The following is a 21,757-nucleotide window of genomic DNA, read 5'->3' as shown; positions in this document are numbered from 1 at the left end:
TCTTGATAAATTTCAAATTATATGAGCATAAATTGACAAAATCATTCGTTAGAAAGATTTACGAATGTTAATTTTGTTGCAATTAATACTAGTCATGGGCAAGAAAAAACAAAAATCAGAAGTTGATGTAGTGCTAATTGGTGGAGGTATCATGAGTGCTACTCTAGGTACATTGATCAATGAATTAAATCCAGATATAAATATTGAGATTTTAGAGCGTTTAGACGTAGTGGCAGCCGAGAGCTCCGACGCGTGGAATAATGCGGGTACTGGTCACTCTGCTTTATGTGAATTGAATTATACGCCACAACAGGCTGATGGTTCAGTGAAAATTGATAAGGCAATCAAAATTGCAGAACAATTCGAGGTATCGAAACAATTTTGGGCGTATTTAGTAGAAAAAGGAATTATCAAAAATCCAGAAGATTTCATCCGAAAAGTACCGCACATGAGTGCTGTATTTGGTGCTGATGACGTGCAATTCTTGAAAACGCGTTTTGAGGCGATGACCAAAGAAACGTTGTTTAAAGGTATGGAATATACCGAAGATACTGCGTTGTTAAATGAGTGGGTGCCATTGATGATGGAAGGTCGAGTAGGGAATGAGCCTATTGCAGCTACTAAAATGGATATCGGTACGGATGTAAATTTCGGTGCTTTGACTAGAGATTTAATTAGCCATCTTGCAACAAAGAAAAACATTAATATTTCGGTAAATCAAGAAGTTAAAGATATTGATCGTGAGGATGATGGTCGTTGGGAAGTAGAAGTAAAAGATCTTAAAACTGGTGATAAACGTGAAATCAAAGCGAAATTCGTATTCATCGGTGCAGGTGGTCACTCTTTATTATTGTTAGAAAAATCAGGTATTCCTGAAGCTAACGGTTACGGAGGTTTCCCTGTAGGTGGCCAATGGTTGAGATGTACAAACGAGGGAATCATCAAACAACACCAAGCGAAAGTGTACGGTAAAGCATCTGTAGGTGCACCTCCGATGTCTGTTCCACACTTGGATACACGTTATATCGATGGCAAGCAAGCGTTATTGTTTGGACCATATGCGGGATTTTCAACTAAATTCTTGAAACAAGGTTCATTCTTTGATTTACCAGCTTCTATCAAGTTGTCAAATATCAAACCGATGTTGTCTGCAGGTTTAGATAACTTAGATTTGACTAAATATTTGATTACTGAGGTGATGAAAAAACCAAAAGACAAATTGGAGTCTTTGAAACAATTCATGCCTACAGCTAAGTTGGAAGATTGGGTAATTGAGAAAGCTGGTCAACGTGTACAGGTAATTAAAAAAGATCCTAAGCACGGTGGTGTATTGGAATTTGGTACGGAAGTCGTATCGAGTGCTGATGGTTCGATTGCGGCATTACTAGGTGCTTCACCAGGTGCTTCAACTTCTGTAGCAATTATGATTCAATTGTTGAAGAAATGCTTCCCTGAAAGAGCGAAATCTTCGGAATATAAAAAGAAACTTCGTGAAATGATTCCTTCTTGGGGTCAGTCACTAAATGATAATCCAGAACTTTGTGCGCAAGTTCGCGAGCATTCGCAACGCATATTAAAAATGGATTAATTATATAAGTAAAGAAACTTATGGGGTGCTAGAGTAGAGCCGAAGAGGTTCTACTTTTTAAGCTGAGATTATACCCAATTCCGTCTATCGGAAGGAACCTGATCCAGGTAATGCTGGCGTAGGGATTAATTTCTAAAAGCTATCAAAGCATTTCCGTAAGTGTAGTTTAATATAAATTATAACGCACTTAAATGGAAATTATAGACCAAATAATACAGGCCTTTCTATCGACCTCTTGGTTAGAAAGATTTTCTGTCGGTTGTGGTATCATTCAGGTACTTCTAAGCAAAAACAATAAAGTTTCCAATTACTTATTTGGTATTCTTGGTATTATCTCGGGTATGTATGTGCTTTTTGGGGCTAAACTCTATGCAGATATCGCCTTGAATATGTATTATCTCGTGATGAGTGTCTACGGTTGGTGGTATTGGAAAACCAATAAGGAAGCAAGCGAACAACCGATTACAGCTTGTAATAAGCGTGAATGGTCTATTGTAGCTAGCATAGTTATAGTTGCATTTATAGTTCTTTATTTTTCACTAATCTCATTTACGGATTCAGATGTGCCCGTTTGGGATGCTTGGGTATCAGCTACAGCATGGGCTGGAATGTGGCTTTTGGCGCGACGAAAAATTGAAAATTGGATTTTACTTAATATCAGCAATGCTTTTGCTATCCCCTTATTGATTCACAAAGACTTATATTTATTTGCTTTATTGACCACTTTCCTGTTCATTGTAGCCATTTTTGGTTATTTCAAATGGGCAAAAATAATGAAACTCGAAGCAAAAATTTCTTAATATGCAGTTAAACGAACAAACTATAGCCGTTATTCGCGATTCGCAAGCAAAATCTATTTTAGCCAAACAATTAGTAGCCGAACAATTAGACTTAATTTATAAAAACAATTGGTTTAATATTTGGGTTCCGGTAGAGTACAAAGGGCTGAATTTAAACTTTATAGATGGTTTTAGATTAATTAAGAATTTAGCCTATTGGGATGGTGCATTTTCATGGACGGTAACACTTTGTTCAGGTGCAAATATGTTTTCAGGATTCATCGAATATGAAGTGGCAAGGGAAGTTTTTGAAAACCCAAAAGTTTGTTTCGGTGGGAGTGGAAGAGCGAATGGCAAAGCTGTTTTTGAGGATGGAAAATATCACCTTACTGGAGTTTGGCAATATGCTACAGGTGCTCCGCATTTGACACATTTTACGTTAAATGCTTTTGTCTACGATGGCGAGATTCAACGTATAGATGAACAGGGTGAACCTGTGGTGTATTCTTTCTTTGTACCTAGAGAATACGTGCTAATTCATTACGATTGGGATACTTTTGGTTTGGAGTGTACGGCTTCGCATAGTTTTTCGTTGGAAAAAGTTGCAATAGATAAAGGCTATGCTTTTAAGCTAACACCCTCATCGCGCAAAGTAGACAATACGCTATACAAAATTCCTTTTATGACCTTTGCGGAATTGACGTTGTTACCAAATTATTTGGGGATGTATAAGCGCTTTTTGGATTTGGTCGAAAAGTACTTTTTTGATAAATCAAAAAATACCGATTGGGCTGAAAAATACAGTAAAATTCGTTTTCGGCAAGTGGATAGGTATCAACAAAAGGCAGAATTATATGAACAAAAAGCTGAAATGCTTATTCTGCAACTTTGGGAGCAAGTTTCTGTTGATGCAGGAAATATCTCTCAAGAGTTATTAACTGAAATAGCAACCGAATCTAGAAGAATGGTTCGAGAAATCAGAGAAGCAGTGGCGACTTTATTTCCATTGGTTGGAATCTCTGGTGCGCAAAAAGATAATGAACTGAATATTGTTTTCCGCAATATCTTTACCGCTACGCAGCATAGTTTATTGAATTTGGAAGGATAATTATTTTGCTCCTTCCATTTTTTCAACAAGGAATGGACTGTGTTTTATGAATTCATTTTTGAAATCCTCTAATCCGTAGAATAAACTGCTTATTTTTACTTTTGTATTTTCAGATGTATGAAACGTGTATTCATTCATACCTGCGTTAAATGTTACGTCACTAATATTTTCCCATTTTATTATTTTGCAGTTTTTGAAAGCATTATGTACAATGATTTCATTTGAATTGTATACAACTTTATGATTATAGTAATAGAGAAGTGAATAGGTTCCCAAAGCTGCAAACATAAATAGCACCCCGTATATTATAAAATAAGATGTAATTGGTTCTTTAGTATTTAAATCGATTTCAAAATTTGAATAGATAAGAGAAATAAGTAAACCTAAAAATGTTATAACACAAAGAAAACCTGCTTTACAATAAATAATATGTGATTTTAATTGCTTTTTATCGTCAGATAATATAATGACTTCATTGCCTTTCTTTTTAGCATATGAACGTATCCAAAGCGAAACAGCGATGATCCCTAAAACGGTAATAACAGTTTGTAAACTCATGATTAAATAATATTCTCAAAAGTATTTATTTTAAATTACAAATGTTATTAATTTACCGAATATTTGACTTAATATTTAAAGAAAATCTCAATAATAAGTTTTATTTATTTGATTAAATTGAATAAAGGAATTTATGATGCATAATGTATTTTCTAATTCTAACAATCAAATTGCCTATCTCCAATGTAAGTAGTGTTATCCGATGAAAGAATAATTAAGTAACGTTCTTCTTCATAATCACGTGGACTAGAGAAGATGAAATCGGGTAAACCGTCTCTGTCTAAATCTGCAATCATCACCAATTCGGTACTGGTATCGTTATATTCTGTTTGATGGATTAAGGTTAAGCCTTTTGGATATTTATCCGAGAACAACTTTAAGGTATAATCACCTTTTGGATTGCTGCCATTGTCTCCGTAGAATTCAATTCCGTAAGCTTCTAATTTGTAGAGCTGATCTTTAAAAGTAAAATTAAATGGAGAATTCGGCTTGATCATGGACGCTGTGAAAGCTACTGTATCCAATTCGCCATTTTGGATATTCAGTATAGCAAATAATAATAATGCGTTATTATTGGACTCCAATTGCTGTGCAGGATATCCAGAACAGGGATCTTCATTTATTTTGGATAAACTATACAAAGCATCTGCGATCTGGTAAACGCCATCTTTCTTGTGGATTTCTTTCCATTTCGTAGATGCCAATTTATCCTTCAATTCTGTACTATTTAGTATTCTGTAAGTCGAGGGGAAAAGAATGACATCTTCAATACTTGCTAATTCCAAAACTTTCACATCATCTAATGAACTATCTGCTATTGATTCAGGAAGTTCGATTACTGTAGAATCTTGCGAATTATCGTTAACATTATTTCTATTGTTACAACTCAAAAACAATAGTGTCCCAAATAAAATAGTTAGTACAGAATTTCTCATAACCTAGTTTTGTATAAGTGCTTTTGCAATAATATCAAAAGATTCTAAACGTTTCTTTGCATCAAAGATATAATTTGTTGTCATTATTTCATCGGCTTGATATTGTTCTGCAAATGCTAACACATCTTCACGAATTTCTTTTTCCGTTCCGATGAATGTACAATTTACCATACTTTTCACAGCTTGTTCTATTTCGGGAATGCCATCATAAATTGGCTTTTCTGTCGGCGGAGAAAGTGGTTTGCGCAGATTTGTCAAAATTCCAGCGAACATATTAAACAAACTGGTCGATTGAAAATGCGCTTCTTCCAGCGTTTCTGCCGCAACAATGTTTACACATATAATAAAATATGGCTTTTGTAAATACTGCGAAGGTTGGAATTTTTCGTGATAAATCTCCGTCGCTTGTTTTAACATAGCAGGAGCGAAGTGTGCTGCAAATGCATAAGGTAAACCCAATTCTGCTGCCAAGTACGCACTATCTGTACTTGACCCCAAAATATAAATCGGAATATCTAAGCCTTCTCCTGGAAATGCACGGACTTTAGCTTGTGCATTATTCTCATCCAAATATTGTTGCAATTCCAGAATATCATCTTTGAAATAAAATGAGGTATTCAGATTATTGCGGCGCAAAGCCATTGCAGTTACTTGATCCGTACCTGGTGCTCGCCCCAATCCCAAATCAATTCTACCTGGATAAATACTTTCTAAAGTTCCAAATTGTTCGGCGATAACCAAGGGTGTATGGTTTGGCAACATTATTCCACCAGAACCAACTCGGATAGTATTGGTTTTGCCTGCAATATGACCTATTAAAACCGAAGTAGCCGAACTCGCAATATGTGGCATGTTGTGATGTTCGGCAAACCAAAGGCGTTCAAAACCTAATTTTTCGATATGTTGTGCGCCTTCTACAGCGCGTTGAATCGCTTCTGAGGGATTGCTGTTTTTACAAATGGTAGCTAATTCTAGCGCAGAAATTTTCAATTTATTCATAGTAATTTAAAGATACAATGAATGGGAAAGAAGATTGTAAATTCTATGTCTTAATTAAATTTTTGAGCAATGTATGACAATGTGATTCTCCGCGTAGTCGGTCACAAAGTAAAGAAAATCATTGCCACCGTCCTTGATTTTAAATTTCTTGCGAATGTCATCGACTTTTATTGGGAAATTTTTTGCAGCAACATTAGCTTTAGTAATTGTATTCGATTTTTTGAATTCTCCTAATGAATAGACATTTTGAATTTCGAAAATTCGTCCCAAAAAGTCATTTTCTATAGTATTTGAAGTATACAAATGCGTGTGGGTGTGCAATTTGAATAAACCAAATTCTTTGGCAATACTTTTAAATGCGCCTGCTTTGGTCACAGCGACATCAGGGTCGTATAGGTATTTTAATGGCTCTGAAGTCTTTACTAAAGCTGTTTTCTCTTCTTCTAAAGTGAAAGAAAGGTTTTGAAGTTGGTTAGAAAACAAACGAATCGCTGTAATCTTGGTTTCTCCTTCGAAATTTCGATCTTGTAAGAATAATAACTCCTTACAATCGCCATCTAAACTAATAACGTAAAGTAATTTGACGTGTTTCAACTTTTGCAAAGCTGAATTAATATCCATCAAAGGAGAAAGTTTGCATAAAATATAGCGCGATTTGCTGAAAAACATCTCCTGCAACTCTACAATATTCGGTTCGCAATCTTCTAGTAAAAATACTTTTGCATGATTAACACGACGAGAGGGGTCGATGTAAATGTAATCAATAGAATCATCTTCTTGATCTTCTACAAATTTAACACCATCGGTATGCAGAGGCACTAAATTTCGCACGCCCAATTGTTCTGCATTATGCTTCACAATATGTGATAGCTTTTCATTTAGTTCACAATGAACCACAATTTGCGCTTCTTGTGCAAAATAGCAACTGTCTACGCTGAATCCACCTGTCACATCAACGACTTTGCTTCCTTTACGAATCAGCGATTGCTTGACAAGAGCAGTATGCTCAGAAGAACATTGCTCTAAGTTGATTTTATCTGGATAGTAAATATTGGCAGAATATGCCCAAGTTGGCAGTTTTTTGCACGCACGTTGCCAGCCATCTATTTGGGCTGCTAATTCAGATGATGAAACTTCTGGGAACCGACTTTTCTTAAAGGCAATAGCGGATGGATCCAACTGTCTGTTAGCTTTTATAAATTCCTGAACCTCTTTGTTTAATATGTTTCTATTCATTCAAATCTTTAACCAATATCTGACACGTATATTGATCCTTAAGTTCGCGAATTATTTCTTTATTTACTAATACTCGATCAATTGTTTGTTGATTATAGTAACGAATAGTAATCAATTCCAAGCCTTTTTCAACCGAAACTTTAAATCTTTTTTCCAAATCTTCTAGCAATGCATCGATATTTGAACCTGTATTATCTACACTTATAGCAAAACTAATAGCACTATTATGCATCATATTGATTTTGATGCGATGCTCATGCAAAAGATTGAAAATGTACGATAAATTGTCTTCTACAATAAAGGAAAAGTCGCGCGGTTGAATATTGATAAATACCTGATCAACCTTAAAAATAAAGGAAGGAACGGGTAATGTTTGGTTTGTCGTGCGAATAACAGTTCCTGCTTTTTCAGGATTGATAAACGAACGCACATTCAATGTTATCTTCTTGTTTTGTAAGGGCTTAATGGTTTTTGGGTGAATGACAGTTGCACCATAATACGTAAGTTCTATCGCGTCTGTATATGATAATTCGGGGATCAGTTCCGTTTCTGCAAACCATTTTGGATCGGCATTCAAGACGCCAGGAACATCTTTCCAAATGGTGATGTCTTCCGCATTTAAACAAGAAGCAAAAATCGCAGCGGAATAATCAGAACCTTCACGACCTAAGGTAGTCGTGAAATTTTCAGAAGTCGAGCCAATGAAGCCTTGCGTAATCACAACATGTTCATCCAATATTTCAGGTAAATCACGACGGATTTTATCTTCTGTCAATTGCCAATTTACTTTTCCTTCACGATGTGTATTATCAGTCTGAATGTAATCACGCGCATCAATCCATTTGGCTTGCATACCAGTATGAACGAGGTAAGCAGCAACAATTTTTGTGGAAAGTAATTCCCCTAACGAAACGATCTGATCATACAAATAATCGTACGCATCTTGTGGTTCCTCTTCTAAAATCCATTCTGCTTCTACAAAAGAATTGGCTACATCATCGAAAACAGGGTGATTTGGATCCTCAAATAAGTCATGTAATATTTGATAATGCTCATTTTTGATTTCATCCAAAAAGCCAAAATAATCGCCATCTTGATGATAATAAGCATTAATAACCTGTTCCAATTTGTTGGTGGTCTTGTTGATAGCAGAGACAACAACGAGCAATTCCGAAGAATTGTATGTGGATATGATAGATGCTACGTTTTTGATATTTTCTGCGTTCTTTACAGAAGCACCACCAAACTTAAATACCTGCATGTATAGATTTCGTATTAGGGTTAATTCAAAGACTGTTTTATGCTATTGACATACTTTTTCCCTGTGGGATTTAGAAGATTCTCCATTGTAGAATATGGAATTTCTAAAAGGGTAGGTCCTTCTGCATAAGGTCTTATTTCGTACTCGTTATAATAAATAATTAAACTGTTTTTGGTTAGCCCAAAATTATCGTTGATGTCAAAAGTACCATTTTCAAAAAAGAAATCCTTCTCTAAAGATGCAGAATCTGACAAATTCTCGTTTTTTCGAAATTGTGCTTCCGCAATTTTAGTCAATTCAGTAATCTTTTCTTTGTCAATGATATCTTTTAACCCAATTTTCTTTTTGTTCTGAATATCAATATTTGAGATAATAGTGTAATGATTTCCATGTGCGCCGCCTGTGTATTCATCGACAGCTGTAGCTAATGTCAATAAAAATGGCGTATTCGTCCACACTTCACTCTTCACATTCTTATACCAAGGAAAACTAATATTTTGTGTGCTACTTTCTTCAACGAATTCATTAAAACCCCAAATGAAGGCTTCGGCTGCTGTCTCAATGGATTCATCACCATCCACTAAAATAAATGGTTTTAGAATGTTATTTAACGTTGTGTCAGAAAAGAAAGGATAAGAAATTTGAAAATAAGCTGTGTCTACATCCTCTTCGTTTTCCACCAAATAAGAGCTAATATCCTTATGCGTTTTATAAGAATAATTTAATGTATCTGTATTTGTATTATACTGAAAAGTAGTGCTTTGACTCCTTTCACCTTGTGGATTACAAGAGATGAATAAAATGATTGCAATACTTGAAAACAGTTTTATCATTGACTGTAGAATATGCAAAATATTAGTTTGCTTTGAAATGTTTAATAACTCTTTTCCCGAATAACGTACTGCCCAGACGAATCATGTTGCTGCCTTGTTCGATAGCAAGTTTGTAGTCAGAGGACATTCCCATTGAAAGTGTGTCAAAAGAGTCTTCTTTACGGAAATAGCTCACCTTGATTCCGTCAAACAACATTTTCAATTCGTAAAATTCCTCTTTGATAATTTTTTCGTTATCCGTGTTGGTTGCTATACCCATTAATCCACGTATGCGAATATTTTCCAATTCAGCAAACTCTTGACTCTCTAACAACTCGATCAACTCCACATGATCCAAACCGAATTTTGTATCCTCGTCCGCAATATAGATTTGCAACAAACAGTCTATTATACGATTGTTTTTTACAGCATGTTTATTTATTTCTTTCAATAATTTGATTGAATCAACAGATTCAATCATTGAAATGAAAGGAGCGATGTATTTGACTTTATTAGTTTGCAAATGCCCAACAAGGTGCCATTCGATATCTTTCGGGAGAACCTCATATTTTTCAACCATCTCTTGAACCATGTTTTCGCCAAAAATACGCTGTCCTGCATTATATGCTTCTTGTATATCTTCTATAGGTTTTGTTTTCGATATCGCCACTAGAGTCACACCCACAGGTTTTAACTCATTCTGAATTTCCTCAATATTTGTTGTAATACTCATTATTAAAATCTATTTAAGAAGATAAATTATTATTTTACAAGATGTACTCATTAGAAGAGTATCATTTCGTATTTTTGTACAAATTTAAGCAATGCAAAGGTTATTATACAGCATATTTATATCGTTTTTTTTGATTCTATCTTGCGCGAAGTCAAAACCTAGTGGTGTAGTTTCGGAAAGTAAAATTACAGAAGTACTTACGGAGGTTTCGCTTGTAGATGGATACCTGAATACTTTGCCTTCGGATAGCGCTAAACGTGTGATGCCCGTGCTTTATGACAAGATTTTTGAGAAATATGACTTAGATTCAGCGACTTTTGTCAAAAACCTGGATTTTTATTTTGGGAATCCCAATTTGACGGATAAAATTTATACAAATGTCAACAGCAAATTGAGTAGTTACGAACGCGAAATTCATTTGGAAGATTCTATTCGAAATGCTTTCCAGCAAGATTCCATGAATAGAGTTCACTACTTGCAACGTGTGTACAGTAGAATCGAAAATCTGAGATATTATAATGCGAGTGATACTGGATACAAAAATTACTATGAATTTAATAGGCGATTAATTAACAATTCAAATGTAGAATTTATTGCAAATTATTTGAATTTGTCGCCAATGCCGAATTTAGATATGTTGCATAAAGATAGTTTGGCAAATTACATGCGAAACTTTAAGTCGCCTTTTGTTCATGTTGACACCGCAAAAAATAATAAAGTAGACTTGACACAGTACAAGTTGAATAGTGAGAAATTTATTAATAAATTAAGGATTTTTATTCCATCAGGATACTATTATCATGCACCTCAACCGACACCTGCACAGGTGAATGAAGTTATTTTGGATAGAACGTCTGATTCATCAGAAGTGGCACCAGTGTTAGTCGATTCTGTGCCGACGGTGCAAAATGAACTTCCAAAAGCTGAACAATTGCGGCAGCAAAGAGAAATGCTACGAAATGATAGAATGGTGAAACCTGTAAACAGAGCGTTACCTCAATGATATATCCACAAAATGCAATAGATAAGTTAGGCTTCACAGAGATTCGGGAATTAATCAAAGAAAAATGTTTGAGTGAGGCGGGGCGCACAATGGTGGAGAAAATCCAACCGCAGATAAAGGTCGATCAGATTGATCGTTTTTTGCGTCAGACACACGAATTCAAACAGTTGTTGATGCACGATGAGCCTCTTCCAGTCGATCATATTTATCCAATAAAACCATTGGCGGACAAAGCGAAACTAGAAGGAACTTTTCTTGCCGAGGACGAACTATATCGCATGCTTTTGGCATTGCGAACCGTGTTTAATATTATTCGTTATTTCAATGACAGGGAAGGTCAATACGCAAATCTAGAGTTGCTGTTTGAACATTTGCCGATTGAAAAGTCAATTATCCGTTCTATTGAACGTGTCTTGGACGAACGTGGAAAATTAAAAAATAACGCTTCTCGACTGTTGGAAGCGATTACTCAAGAAATAGCAAAATCCGAACAAGAAGCGCGTAAGCGTCTAGACATTGTTTATCGTCAAGCGCAAGCTAGTGGATGGACTGCAGATGGTAATTTAACCATTCGTGATGGGCGTTTGTGTATTCCAATTTTGGCTGAGAATAAAAGAAAGTTAAAAGGTCTGATCCATGATGAGTCTGCAACAGGACAAACAGCTTATATTGAGCCAGAAGAAGTCTTTCATTTAAACAATAGAGTAAGGGATTTGGAGTTTGATAGACGTCGCGAAGTAATTCGAATTTTGACAGAATTGACTACCGAAATACGTCCGCATGTACCACTTTTGTTATCTTATCATGGATTAATCACCAAGTTAGATTTCGTTCGCGCGAAGGCTTTATTCGCCATTGATTTACAAGCTAATATGCCTTTGATTGATAAGGAGGCAAGTATCAATTTAGTGAATGCAAGACATCCAATATTGTATCTAAATTCACTTCGTGAAAAAAGTCACGTAGTTCCGTTAAATATTAAGATTGATGCTACAGATCGCGTTATTTTAGTTTCAGGGCCTAATGCTGGTGGTAAGTCCGTGTGTATGAAAACTGTTGGTTTGCTGCAATTAATGGTACAATCTGGACTTCTTATTCCAGCAGATGAAAATTCTTCAGTAGGAATATTTAAGCAGATTTTTGCAGATATCGGCGATGATCAGTCTATTGAAAGTGATTTGAGTACATATTCAGCGCATCTTTCGAAGATGAAACATTTTACGACATTTGCGAATGCTCGAACACTGGTTGTCATTGATGAGTTTGGTACAGGTACCGACCCTCAATTTGGTGGCCCAATAGCAGAAGCGGTTTTAGAGCAGTTGAACAAAAAGCAAGTGAGAGGTGTAATAACTACTCACTATTCAAACCTTAAGTTATTTGCGAGTCATACCAAAGGTTTAGAAAATGCTTCGATGATGTTTGATAACCAAAAGATGCAACCTTTGTACATTTTGCAAACCGGGAAACCAGGAAGTTCATACGCTTTCGAAATAGCACAAAAAATTGGTTTGTCCAATGAGATTTTAGAATCTGCAAAACAAAAAATCGGCGTTCAGCAAAAGAAAGTGGATACTTTGCTTGTTGATTTGGAACGTGACAAAAAAGAAATAGTTGATACAAAATACGCAATTAGTAAACGTGAGCGCGAACTAATCGAACTCAAAGCTAAATACGATAGCCTGAATGCGGACATCGAAACAAACAAAAGAGAAATTATTCGCAAAGCAAAAGAAGAAGCAAAGCTTATTCTTAAAGATGCGAATAAGCTAATTGAAAATACGATTTCAGAGATTAAATCTGCCAAAGCCGATAAGGAAAAAACGAAGGAAATTCGTTCTAAGCTAAATAAAAGTTTGGATCAACACAGCTCGGCTTTACTAAAGGACAAAAAAGTTACTGCTACGTCCAATCCTAGTGTGACCACAGAATTGGAAGTGGGAGATTGGGTGCGAATTGAAGATTCAAATTCAGAAGGCGAAATACTAGAGATTACTAAAAACAACAGCTTAATAATTGCTTTAGGTGAGCTTCGTACCGTAGTTAAAAAGAGTCGTGTAACAAAATTAAGAAGCAAAGAAAAATCAAAAGCTCTAAAGCGTCAAGCTTCAGTTTCGACAGAATCGGCAGCAGACTTTTATCCTGAGATTGATGTGCGCGGTATGCGCACAGAAGATGCTTTACATAAAATTGAATTGGTATTGGATCGCGCTGTGATGATTGGATATCCGACGTTGAAAATTATTCATGGCAAGGGCGATGGAATTTTACGAAAGTTTATTCGCGATTATTTGCGTAAGTACAATCATGTTTCTCGTTTCGAAGATGAGCATGCAGATAGAGGTGGAGATGGTATTACGTATGCGTATATAAGTTGATTAAGAGGAGGGAAAAGTGACTATTGATGAATTAAAACAGGAGTTGTTGGGCAAAACATATCCTGAAAGAGTACAAATAAGCGAAGATCAAATCGTAGTTGATGTGTCGTTATTTCTAAAAATACAATTTATTGAATTAGAACAATGGCAACGTGACATAACAAAATGCCCTGGTTATGTAAGACTGATGAAATTCAAAGACGCAATAAGCCAAAATTCTTAATACATAGATTATAAGATTACAAAAAGCACTAATCCAAATAAGATTAGTGCTTTTTTTCGTATTAAAGGTATCTAAAATACTTTGAATCCTTAAAGATTTACCTATTTTTATAGCTGATTAATAATCAACTAAACTGGACACACTGCTGTCTACCAATTATAATTCATCTATCTAATTTTTTTATGAGGTTTACTCTATACTTATTTTTACTGTTGTTTTATTTGTCATTACCTAATGAAATTTTTGCTCAACAGAAGATTTCGTTAGCCGGAGAATGGAATTTTTCATTAGATCATAGCGATGTTGGGGTTAAGGAGCAATGGTTCAATCAATCGTTAAAGGATAAAATACGCCTTCCGGGATCTTTGGCTGAGCAAGACAAAGGTGATGAAATCACGTTGAATACAAAATGGACAGGATCTATTTATGACAGTTCGTTCTATTTCAATCCAGCATTGGAGAAATTTAGGCAGCCAGGAAATATTCATATTCCATTTTGGTTGACACCGGTAAAACATTATGTAGGGGCTTCTTGGTTTCAGAAAAACATTGTAATTCCTTCTAAATGGAAAAATAATCATATCACACTTTACGTCGAAAGAACACATATCGAAACTAGAGTTTGGATAAATGAGAAGGAAGTTGGACTTCAAAACTCACTAGTTGCGCCGCATATCTACGATATTACAGCATATCTGAAAAGTGGAAATAATCGCATAACTATCCGAGTAGATAATCAAATAAAAGAGATAAATGTTGGTCCTGATTCACATAGCATTTCAGATCATACACAGGGAAATTGGAACGGGATTATCGGAAAAATAGCACTTCAATCAGAGCCAATAGTTCATTTGGATGCTGTAGAAATTTATCCAGATTTAGCGAATAAGAAAGCTAAAGTTAAAGTTAACATATCCAATAACTTGAAGCAATCTATTACTGGTAAAATCAAACTATCTGCGAAAAGTTTTAATTCCATTGTAAGTCATCAAACAAAGGAAGTTACTGCGACTTACTCTTCCAATACAAATGGACAACTAGAAATAGATTTGCCTATGGGCGAAGACATGTTGACTTGGGACGAATTCAATCCAGCTTTATATAAATTAAATATTAGTTTGATCACTGCCAAAGGAAAATCTTCCAAAGAAATACAATTTGGAATGCGCGATTTTAAAATCAATGGAAAACAGTTTTTGATTAATGGTCGTCCTGTTTTTTTAAGGGGTACGCTGCATAATTGTGAATTCCCATTGACTGGATATCCTTCGACAAAAACTGAAGATTGGTTGAAAATTTTTAGAAAAATCAAAGATTATGGACTTAATCACGTTAGATTTCACTCCTGGTGTCCACCAGAAGCTGCTTTCATTGCAGCTGATATCGTAGGTTTGTATTTACTTCCAGAAGCTCCAAGTTGGCCAAACCACGGTCCGAAAATTGGTTTAGGTCAGCCTGTTGATCAATATCTATACGATGAAAGTATTCGCATGGTTGATCACTACGGTAACTATGCGTCATTCGTAATGTTGTCTGCGGGAAATGAACCCGCTGGTAATCAGGTTTCGTATTTAAATAAGTTTGTAGATTTCTGGAAAAATCGAGATCCACGAAGAGTTTATACAGGTATGTCTGTTGGGGGGAGTTGGCCTGTTGTTCCAAATGCTGAATTTCAGGTGCGTGGTGGAGTACGGGGACTTCAATGGAATAGAATGCCAGAAACGTATTCTGATTTCTCTGAACAACTTTCCAAATTTGATGTTCCTTTTGTGGCGCACGAAAATGGTCAATACTGTGTCTTCCCAAATTTTGATGAAATTCAAAATTATACAGGAGCATATCGCGCAAAGAATATGGAAATGTTCAGACAAATTTTAGCTGACAACCATATGCTAGATCAGGCTAAGGATTTTTTGATGGCTTCGGGAAAATTGCAAACACTTGCTTACAAACATGATATTGAACGAATTTTACGCACGCCCAATTACAATGGTTTTCAACTATTGGGCTTGCAAGATTTTCCAGGACAGGGCACCGCATTGGTTGGTGTGTTAAATGCTTTCTGGCAAGAAAAAGGTTACGTCACTGCAGATGAGTATAGAAGATTTAGTAATGAAACTGTGCCATTAGCACAGTTTCCCAAATTTGTATTTTCTAACACTGAAAATTTTAGTGTGGATGTTGTACTATTTCATTCAGGTAGATCCTCGCTAGAGAACGCCATTATTGATTGGGTTATTCGTGATGACAAGGGTGAAATTTTTCATAAGGGAAGTTTTGACAGTAAATCCTATCCCATTGCAAATGGTATTCCGGTAGGAAAGATAAATCAATCTTTACAATCAATAGGAAATGCCAAGGCACTGAAATTGGAAGTCTCGGTGCGTGGCACGTCATTTATAAATGATTGGGATTTTTGGGTGTATCCTGCGGTCAAAAAAGATCGTGGTACATCAGTATATTATACCACTGAATTGGATGATGCTGCAAAAAAAGTGTTGGAGAGAGGAGGGAAGGTGTTTCTGAATGCTGCAGGAAAAGTAATCAAAGGCAAAGAAGTGGAAATGCACTTTCTACCTGTATTTTGGAATACATCTTGGTTCAAAATGCGTCCACCACATGTTACAGGGATGTTAATACAAAAAGACCATAAAGCATTTTCTGATTTCCCAACAAGCTATCATTCGCAATTACAATGGTGGGATATACAACATAAGTCTCAAGTGATGAATTTGGAAGATTTTCCCGCCTCTTTTAGACCAATTGTACAACCGATAGATACATGGTTTGTGAGTAGAAGATTAGGATTAATATTTGAAGCTAAAGTTGGAGAAGGTAAAATTGTTGTAAGTAGTGCTGACTTGCAGGAGAATTTACAAGGAAAACCAGCATCTTCCCAATTATTTTATTCTATACTAAATTATATGGAGTCAGACAATTTTAATCCAAAAGAAAAGCTATCATTGGAAGTTATTAAAGATATTTTTACTACGGAATCACGCACGAAAGTATCTAATTATACAAAAGATAGTCCAGATGAATTGAAGCCTAACTCGAACCAGAATAAGATAAAGTAGTGGGACAGTAAAGGATGGTTTTCTATGATATGTTTCATATATTTTCCTATTCATAAAATTTCAAAGGAACCAAATTATGTCTATGAAACATTTATTAATTCGTTATACAAAATTAATAACTACTGTATTATTTCTGCTAGTTGGATGCGTTGCTCTTGGACAAGTTCGTTCAGTGATACAATTGAATGATGGCTGGTTTTTCAAGCGTGGTTCTATTCCACTAGCCGAACAGATTAACTTTGATACGAAGAATTGGGAAAAGGTTCGTATTCCTCATGATTATGCTATTTTTGGGCCATTTGACAAAGATATAGATAAGCAGATTGTTGCGATAACACAAAATAATGAAAAAGAGGCTACTGAAAAAACAGGTCGCACTGGGGCATTACCTTATATAGGTGAATCCTGGTATCGTAATACTTTTAAAGTTCCAACATTCAAAAAAGGGAAGCGCGCACTGTTGCTTTTCGAAGGAGCTATGAGTCAGCCTAAAGTTTATTTGAATGGCAAATTAATTGGTCAATGGAATTATGGTTACAGCTATTTCTATTTCGATATTAGTAATGAATTATTAGAAGATCAAGAGAATACATTAGCTGTACACCTTTCAAATCCGCCTCAATCCTCAAGGTGGTATCCAGGAGCGGGATTATATCGTAATGTTTCTTTAATTGTGAATGAAGATATTAGCTTCGAGCAATGGGGAGTTAGTGTGGCCACAAAGCAAGTGCAAGATGACTTTGCACAAATACATATTAAATCCGAAGTCATTGGTCAACCTGATTATATCATTACAGAAATTCAGGACTTAAAAGGTGGCTTATTAGCCAAAGATTCTACATCCAACATCTTTGGGAAATATTTCGAACAAGATATCAAGCTTCAAAATCCACAAATTTGGGCTCCAGAAACACCAAATTTGTATGTTGCTGTTTCTAAATTGTTTAAAGATGGTCAGTTGATGGATATTCTTCATTCGCGTTTTGGAATCAGAACCATTGCGTACGTAGCTGGAAAAGGTTTTATGCTAAATGGTAATGTGACAAAATTCAAAGGAGTGTGTTTACATCATGATTTAGGACCATTAGGTACAGCTGTAAATAAAGCAGCGCTTCGTCGACAAATGGAAATCCTTAAAGATATGGGTTGTAATGCTATTAGAAGTGCACATAATATGCCTTCTATCGAGCAATTGGAGTTGGCAGATGAAATGGGTTTTTTGTTTTTGGCAGAAAGTTTTGATGAGTGGGCAAAACCTAAGGTTAAGAATGGCTATGCGAAATTCTTCAATTCGGACGCGGAGAAAGACATTGTCAATTTAGTTCGTGCAACACGAAACCATCCTAGTATTGTGATGTGGAGTTCTGGAAATGAGGTTCCTGATCAGTGGGGTAGTGAAGGTGTTAAAAGAGCGAAGTTTCTACAAGATATTTTTCATAGAGAAGATCCAACTCGTCCTGTTACTGTAGGCATGGATCAAGTAAAGGCTGTTATGGAATCAGGGTTTGGCGTTGTGGTTGATATTCCAGGACTTAACTATAGAACACACCTTTACGAAGAAGCATACCAAAAATTTCCTCAAGGGATGCTGTTAGGTTCAGAAACGGCTTCAACTGTAAGTTCAAGAGGTGTTTATAAATTCCCTGTAGAGAAAGCTAAAAACAAAACATATGATGATTTACAATCTTCTAGCTATGATCTTGAATCAACGAGTTGGTCTAACCTGCCGGAAGATGATTTTATATTACAAGATGATAAAGATTGGGTGATAGGAGAGTTTGTATGGACTGGCTTTGATTACTTAGGTGAGCCGACGCCGTATGATGAAAAATGGCCTTCCCGTAGTTCTTATTTCGGTATTAGTGACCTAGCAGGTTTGCCTAAAGACCGATTTTATTTATACCGTAGTCGCTGGAATACTACGGATAATACTTTACATATTTTACCGCATTGGAATTGGCCCAATCGAATAGGTAAAACAACTCCTGTTTTTGTGTATACAAACTTTGACCGCGCGGAGCTTTTTGTAAATGGCAAGAGTATGGGCATACAACAAAAGAATAATTCTACACCTCAGCATCGCTATCGCTTGATGTGGATGGATGTGAAGTATGAGCCTGGAACTTTAAAAGTGGTTGCTTATAACAACGATGGTTCTACAGCGATGGAGAAAGAAATCCATACTGCGGGAGAGCCATATAAGATTGTATTAGAGGAGGATAGAACAACAATTTATGCAGACAAAGAAGATATATCATTCGTGAAAGTATCAATAGTGGATAAGCAGGGTAATTTATGCCCTGATGCAAATATACCTTTACAATTTGAAGTAAGTGGCGCAGCTAATTTTAGAGCCGCCTGCAATGGCGATCCAACATCTTTAGAATCATTCCATATGCCGAAAATGAAAACCTTCAATGGACAGTTAGTTGTTTTGGTTATGTCCTCTGATAGAACAGGATTAGCAAAACTTTTGGTAAAAGCAAAAGGTTTGAAACCTGCTCAAGCAAACATTACAGTAAAATAGATATAGGTATTTCCAGATGATGTAGTCCTATTGAGTATGCCGTGATTTTTTATTGACTACTTAATTTAATCGAAAACTTCAAATCATTATTTACAATACATATACTCTAAATTAGGTAATGTCTGAAATGCTATGTGTCTAATTTCGTTCGAAATGGGAATTTATTCTGTACGATTAATAGCATCGTACATTTAATACATTTCTCCAAATTGTCCTTGGATTTATAAAAATATTAGGCCTGAACAAATGTTCAGGCTTAATATTTTTATTTTTCGATATCTTTTAGATTTGCCATCTTTTTGTATTCTAAGAAGCCTTTAATATCTTCGAAATGCTCACGCACTCGTTTATTACCGAATTCAAAAACTTTGGTTACTAAGCCATCTAAGAAATCACGATCGTGAGAAACTAATATTAATGTTCCATCAAAATCTTGCAATGCATCTTTAATAATATCCTTAGTTTTCATGTCCAAATGGTTGGTAGGCTCATCCAGAATCAAAACATTGACTGGTTCTAAAAGTAATTTGATCATCGCCAAACGTGTTTTCTCACCGCCAGACAATACCTTTACCTTTTTATTCATGTCATCACCGCTGAACATAAATGCACCTAACAAATCTTTTATTTTTACGCGTACATCACCAACTGCAATCTGATCTATTGTATCAAATACAGTAAGTTCCCCATCCAATAAGGCAGCTTGATTTTGAGCGAAATAACCGATTTTAGCGTTATGGCCTACTTTTAGAGTTCCTTCAAAATCGATTTCACCCATGATAGCTTTGATCATCGTGGATTTACCTTCTCCATTTTTACCAACGAAAGCTAATTTCTGACCACGCTCGATAACCATATTCGCTTTTTCGAAAACAACATGATCACCATACGATTTAGATAAATCTTCTACGATCACGGGATAATTCCCAGATCTTGGCGAAGGAGGGAATTTCAAACGCAAAGCAGAATTATCAACTTCATCAACTTCAATTATTTCTAATTTTTCTAGCATTTTCACACGCGATTGTACTTGCAATGTCTTCGAATAAGTGCCTTTGAAACGATCGATAAATTCTTGATTATCCGCAATAAATCGTTGTTGTTCTTCGTAAGCTTTTAACTGATGCGCTCGACGCTCTTTTCGCAATTCTAGATAATGACTGTATTTTGCTTTATAATCATAAATACGCCCCATAGTGACTTCTATAGTACGATTTGTAATATTATCTACGAATGCACGGTCGTGAGAAATGACAATTACAGCTTTTGCAGAATTTACTAAAAAGTCTTCCAGCCATTGAATACTTTCAATATCCATATGGTTAGTCGGCTCATCCAATAGGATTAAATCAGGTTTTTTAAGTAATATCTTCGCTAATTCGATGCGCATGCGCCATCCTCCAGAAAATTCTGAAGTTTGTCTCGTGAAATCTGTACGTTCGAATCCAAGTCCTTTCAAAACTTTCTCAACTTCAGCATCGTAATTTGTTTCTTCAATGGAGTAGAATTTTTCACTCAATTCGGACACGCGCTCGATTAATTTCATATAATCATCAGATTCATAATCTGTGCGTATGTTCAGTTGCTCATTGATGTCCTCAAGCTCGTCACGCATCTTATATACCTCTTCAAAAGCTTTTGAGGCCTCTTCAAATACGGTGACGTTATCATGTGTTAATAGATGCTGAGGCAAGTATGCTATCACTGCTTCTTTCGGGCCAGACACCCCACCAGTTGTAGCTTTGCCAACACCAGCGATGATTTTTAGAAGCGTAGACTTCCCGGCTCCATTCTTGCCCATAAGGGCTATTTTGTCATTTTCATTAATAGAAAAAGATACATCACTAAAAAGAGTTGTGCCTCCAAATGTTACAGAGATATTATTTACATCAATCACAATAGAAATTTTTTTATGAAATGCAAAGATACTACTTATGCAATTATTTATAACCGTTTGCATGAAAATGTAAGAATATCATTAAAACATCTAATTTATTTTTATTGACAGTCATTAATTGAATTTAATAAATATATAATTTATTTTAATAAAAGTTAAAATATCAATGTGTGATATAATATTCGCTGCACCTACTTTTTGTATCAAGTTTTTTAAAAAATATTTGTTAAAAGAAAATTATTTAACGAAATAGTGTTTTTTGAAAAACTTTATGTAGATGAATAGCTATAATTTCAAAAAGAGCCTTCAATCACAATTTTTAAATTAATTTAAATTTATCGTATGGTTTTAGGGTTTAAACTTTAGTGTAAATCCTTAAAATAAATTTTAAAGAAATATATTAACAATCCACGCACACTAATATTTTATTATGATTACAATTAAAAAATATCATTAGCGTCCGGTAAAAACCAGATTTAATAATTTAATTTTCTCATTCAATTGATAGTCAGCTTATTGGTTTTTATCTTTTTCAGATTCAAAAAACAAGGTATCAAAAAAGGGCTAGCTGTTTACTTTCATGCGTATCAATAATCCAGTCTTTTTCTGGGTTTTCAAGGAATTTCATTAAATGGATGTAATT

At 35.4% G+C, this 21,757-nt stretch carries 16 protein-coding genes; 8 read left to right on the top strand and 8 right to left on the bottom strand.

Annotated features, from left to right (window positions below; genetic code table 11):
* The first annotated feature begins 94 nt into the window (after window positions 1-94).
* The 3 genes from FLS47_RS01430 (at window position 95) to FLS47_RS01420 (ending at window position 3,475) form a co-directional block, all read left to right on the top strand.
* Window positions 95-1,588: a malate:quinone oxidoreductase gene (locus tag FLS47_RS01430; protein ID WP_149912618.1), complete on the top strand. Its 1,494-nt coding sequence runs from the start codon at window positions 95-97 to the stop codon at window positions 1,586-1,588.
* A 191-nt stretch (window positions 1,589-1,779) separates the two neighbouring features.
* Window positions 1,780-2,388, top strand: a complete 609-nt coding sequence (pnuC, locus tag FLS47_RS01425; protein ID WP_149912617.1) for a nicotinamide riboside transporter PnuC — start codon at window positions 1,780-1,782, stop codon at window positions 2,386-2,388.
* A 1-nt stretch (window position 2,389) separates the two neighbouring features.
* The gene (locus FLS47_RS01420; protein WP_149912616.1) at window positions 2,390-3,475 is read left to right on the top strand and encodes an acyl-CoA dehydrogenase family protein; all 1,086 of its coding nucleotides are present in this window, start codon (window positions 2,390-2,392) and stop codon (window positions 3,473-3,475) included.
* On the opposite strand, the gene FLS47_RS01415 is transcribed toward FLS47_RS01420, so the two are convergent.
* The 7 genes from FLS47_RS01415 to FLS47_RS01385 form a co-directional block, all read right to left on the bottom strand.
* The gene (locus FLS47_RS01415) at window positions 3,476-4,033 is read right to left on the bottom strand and encodes a hypothetical protein (protein ID WP_149912615.1); all 558 of its coding nucleotides are present in this window, start codon (window positions 4,031-4,033) and stop codon (window positions 3,476-3,478) included.
* A gap of 158 nt (window positions 4,034-4,191) precedes the next feature.
* Window positions 4,192-4,968, bottom strand: coding sequence for a hypothetical protein (locus FLS47_RS01410; protein ID WP_149912614.1), 777 nt, complete (start codon window positions 4,966-4,968; stop codon window positions 4,192-4,194).
* 3 nt (window positions 4,969-4,971) lie between these two features.
* The gene (locus FLS47_RS01405; protein WP_149912613.1) at window positions 4,972-5,967 is read right to left on the bottom strand and encodes an LLM class flavin-dependent oxidoreductase; all 996 of its coding nucleotides are present in this window, start codon (window positions 5,965-5,967) and stop codon (window positions 4,972-4,974) included.
* A 54-nt stretch (window positions 5,968-6,021) separates the two neighbouring features.
* Complete coding sequence (locus tag FLS47_RS01400) at window positions 6,022-7,203, bottom strand: THUMP-like domain-containing protein (protein WP_149912612.1); 1,182 nt, start codon at window positions 7,201-7,203, stop codon at window positions 6,022-6,024.
* Window positions 7,196-8,464 carry an aspartate kinase gene (locus FLS47_RS01395; RefSeq protein WP_149912611.1) on the bottom strand — a complete coding sequence of 423 codons (1,269 nt, stop codon included), beginning with the start codon at window positions 8,462-8,464 and terminating at the stop codon, window positions 7,196-7,198. The genes FLS47_RS01400 and FLS47_RS01395 overlap by 8 nt, the downstream gene beginning before the upstream one ends.
* Window positions 8,465-8,484: 20 nt before the next feature.
* A complete protein-coding gene (locus tag FLS47_RS01390) occupies window positions 8,485-9,297 on the bottom strand; it encodes an RsiV family protein (RefSeq protein WP_149912610.1) in 813 nt (270 codons plus the stop codon).
* Between the two features lie 22 nt (window positions 9,298-9,319).
* On the bottom strand, window positions 9,320-10,009 hold the full coding sequence (locus FLS47_RS01385) for a YggS family pyridoxal phosphate-dependent enzyme (RefSeq protein WP_149912609.1): 690 nt from the start codon (window positions 10,007-10,009) through the stop codon (window positions 9,320-9,322).
* Between the two features lie 91 nt (window positions 10,010-10,100).
* Here FLS47_RS01385 and FLS47_RS01380 point away from each other — a divergent pair, with 91 nt between their 5' ends.
* From FLS47_RS01380 to FLS47_RS01365, 5 genes are all read left to right on the top strand, one after another.
* Entirely contained in the window at window positions 10,101-11,012 is a 912-nt protein-coding gene (locus tag FLS47_RS01380) for a DUF4296 domain-containing protein (protein ID WP_149912608.1), read from the top strand.
* Window positions 11,009-13,390 (top strand): endonuclease MutS2, encoded by a 2,382-nt coding sequence (locus FLS47_RS01375; RefSeq protein ID WP_149912607.1) that lies wholly within the window; start codon window positions 11,009-11,011, stop codon window positions 13,388-13,390. Before FLS47_RS01380 ends, FLS47_RS01375 begins: the two co-directional genes overlap by 4 nt.
* 16 nt (window positions 13,391-13,406) lie before the next feature.
* Complete coding sequence (locus tag FLS47_RS18185; RefSeq protein ID WP_394349499.1) at window positions 13,407-13,613, top strand: DUF6965 family protein; 207 nt, start codon at window positions 13,407-13,409, stop codon at window positions 13,611-13,613.
* Window positions 13,614-13,834: 221 nt separating this feature from the next.
* Entirely contained in the window at window positions 13,835-16,690 is a 2,856-nt protein-coding gene (locus FLS47_RS01370; RefSeq protein ID WP_223225081.1) for an exo-beta-1,4-galactosidase, read from the top strand.
* Between the two features lie 82 nt (window positions 16,691-16,772).
* Window positions 16,773-19,217 carry a DUF4982 domain-containing protein gene (locus FLS47_RS01365; RefSeq protein WP_149912605.1) on the top strand — a complete coding sequence of 815 codons (2,445 nt, stop codon included), beginning with the start codon at window positions 16,773-16,775 and terminating at the stop codon, window positions 19,215-19,217.
* 265 nt (window positions 19,218-19,482) lie between these two features.
* On the opposite strand, the gene FLS47_RS01360 is transcribed toward FLS47_RS01365, so the two are convergent.
* Window positions 19,483-21,114 (bottom strand): ABC-F family ATP-binding cassette domain-containing protein, encoded by a 1,632-nt coding sequence (locus tag FLS47_RS01360; RefSeq protein ID WP_149912604.1) that lies wholly within the window; start codon window positions 21,112-21,114, stop codon window positions 19,483-19,485.
* Window positions 21,115-21,757 lie beyond the last annotated feature (643 nt).

Origin of the sequence: Sphingobacterium cavernae (genome assembly GCF_008520265.1) — a bacterium.
Lineage (GTDB): Bacteria > Bacteroidota > Bacteroidia > Sphingobacteriales > Sphingobacteriaceae > Sphingobacterium > Sphingobacterium cavernae.
This window is presented reverse-complemented; position numbering and strand designations above follow the sequence as displayed.

Coding starts and splice junctions, on each gene's coding strand:
- FLS47_RS01430 (WP_149912618.1), top strand. CDS start 95: ATGGGCAAGAAAAAACAAAAATCAGAAGTTGATGTAGTGCTAATTGGT.
- pnuC (WP_149912617.1), top strand. CDS start 1,780: ATGGAAATTATAGACCAAATAATACAGGCCTTTCTATCGACCTCTTGG.
- FLS47_RS01420 (WP_149912616.1), top strand. CDS start 2,390: ATGCAGTTAAACGAACAAACTATAGCCGTTATTCGCGATTCGCAAGCA.
- FLS47_RS01415 (WP_149912615.1), bottom strand. CDS start 4,033: ATGAGTTTACAAACTGTTATTACCGTTTTAGGGATCATCGCTGTTTCG.
- FLS47_RS01410 (WP_149912614.1), bottom strand. CDS start 4,968: ATGAGAAATTCTGTACTAACTATTTTATTTGGGACACTATTGTTTTTG.
- FLS47_RS01405 (WP_149912613.1), bottom strand. CDS start 5,967: ATGAATAAATTGAAAATTTCTGCGCTAGAATTAGCTACCATTTGTAAA.
- FLS47_RS01400 (WP_149912612.1), bottom strand. CDS start 7,203: ATGAATAGAAACATATTAAACAAAGAGGTTCAGGAATTTATAAAAGCT.
- FLS47_RS01395 (WP_149912611.1), bottom strand. CDS start 8,464: ATGCAGGTATTTAAGTTTGGTGGTGCTTCTGTAAAGAACGCAGAAAAT.
- FLS47_RS01390 (WP_149912610.1), bottom strand. CDS start 9,297: ATGATAAAACTGTTTTCAAGTATTGCAATCATTTTATTCATCTCTTGT.
- FLS47_RS01385 (WP_149912609.1), bottom strand. CDS start 10,009: ATGAGTATTACAACAAATATTGAGGAAATTCAGAATGAGTTAAAACCT.
- FLS47_RS01380 (WP_149912608.1), top strand. CDS start 10,101: ATGCAAAGGTTATTATACAGCATATTTATATCGTTTTTTTTGATTCTA.
- FLS47_RS01375 (WP_149912607.1), top strand. CDS start 11,009: ATGATATATCCACAAAATGCAATAGATAAGTTAGGCTTCACAGAGATT.
- FLS47_RS01365 (WP_149912605.1), top strand. CDS start 16,773: ATGAAACATTTATTAATTCGTTATACAAAATTAATAACTACTGTATTA.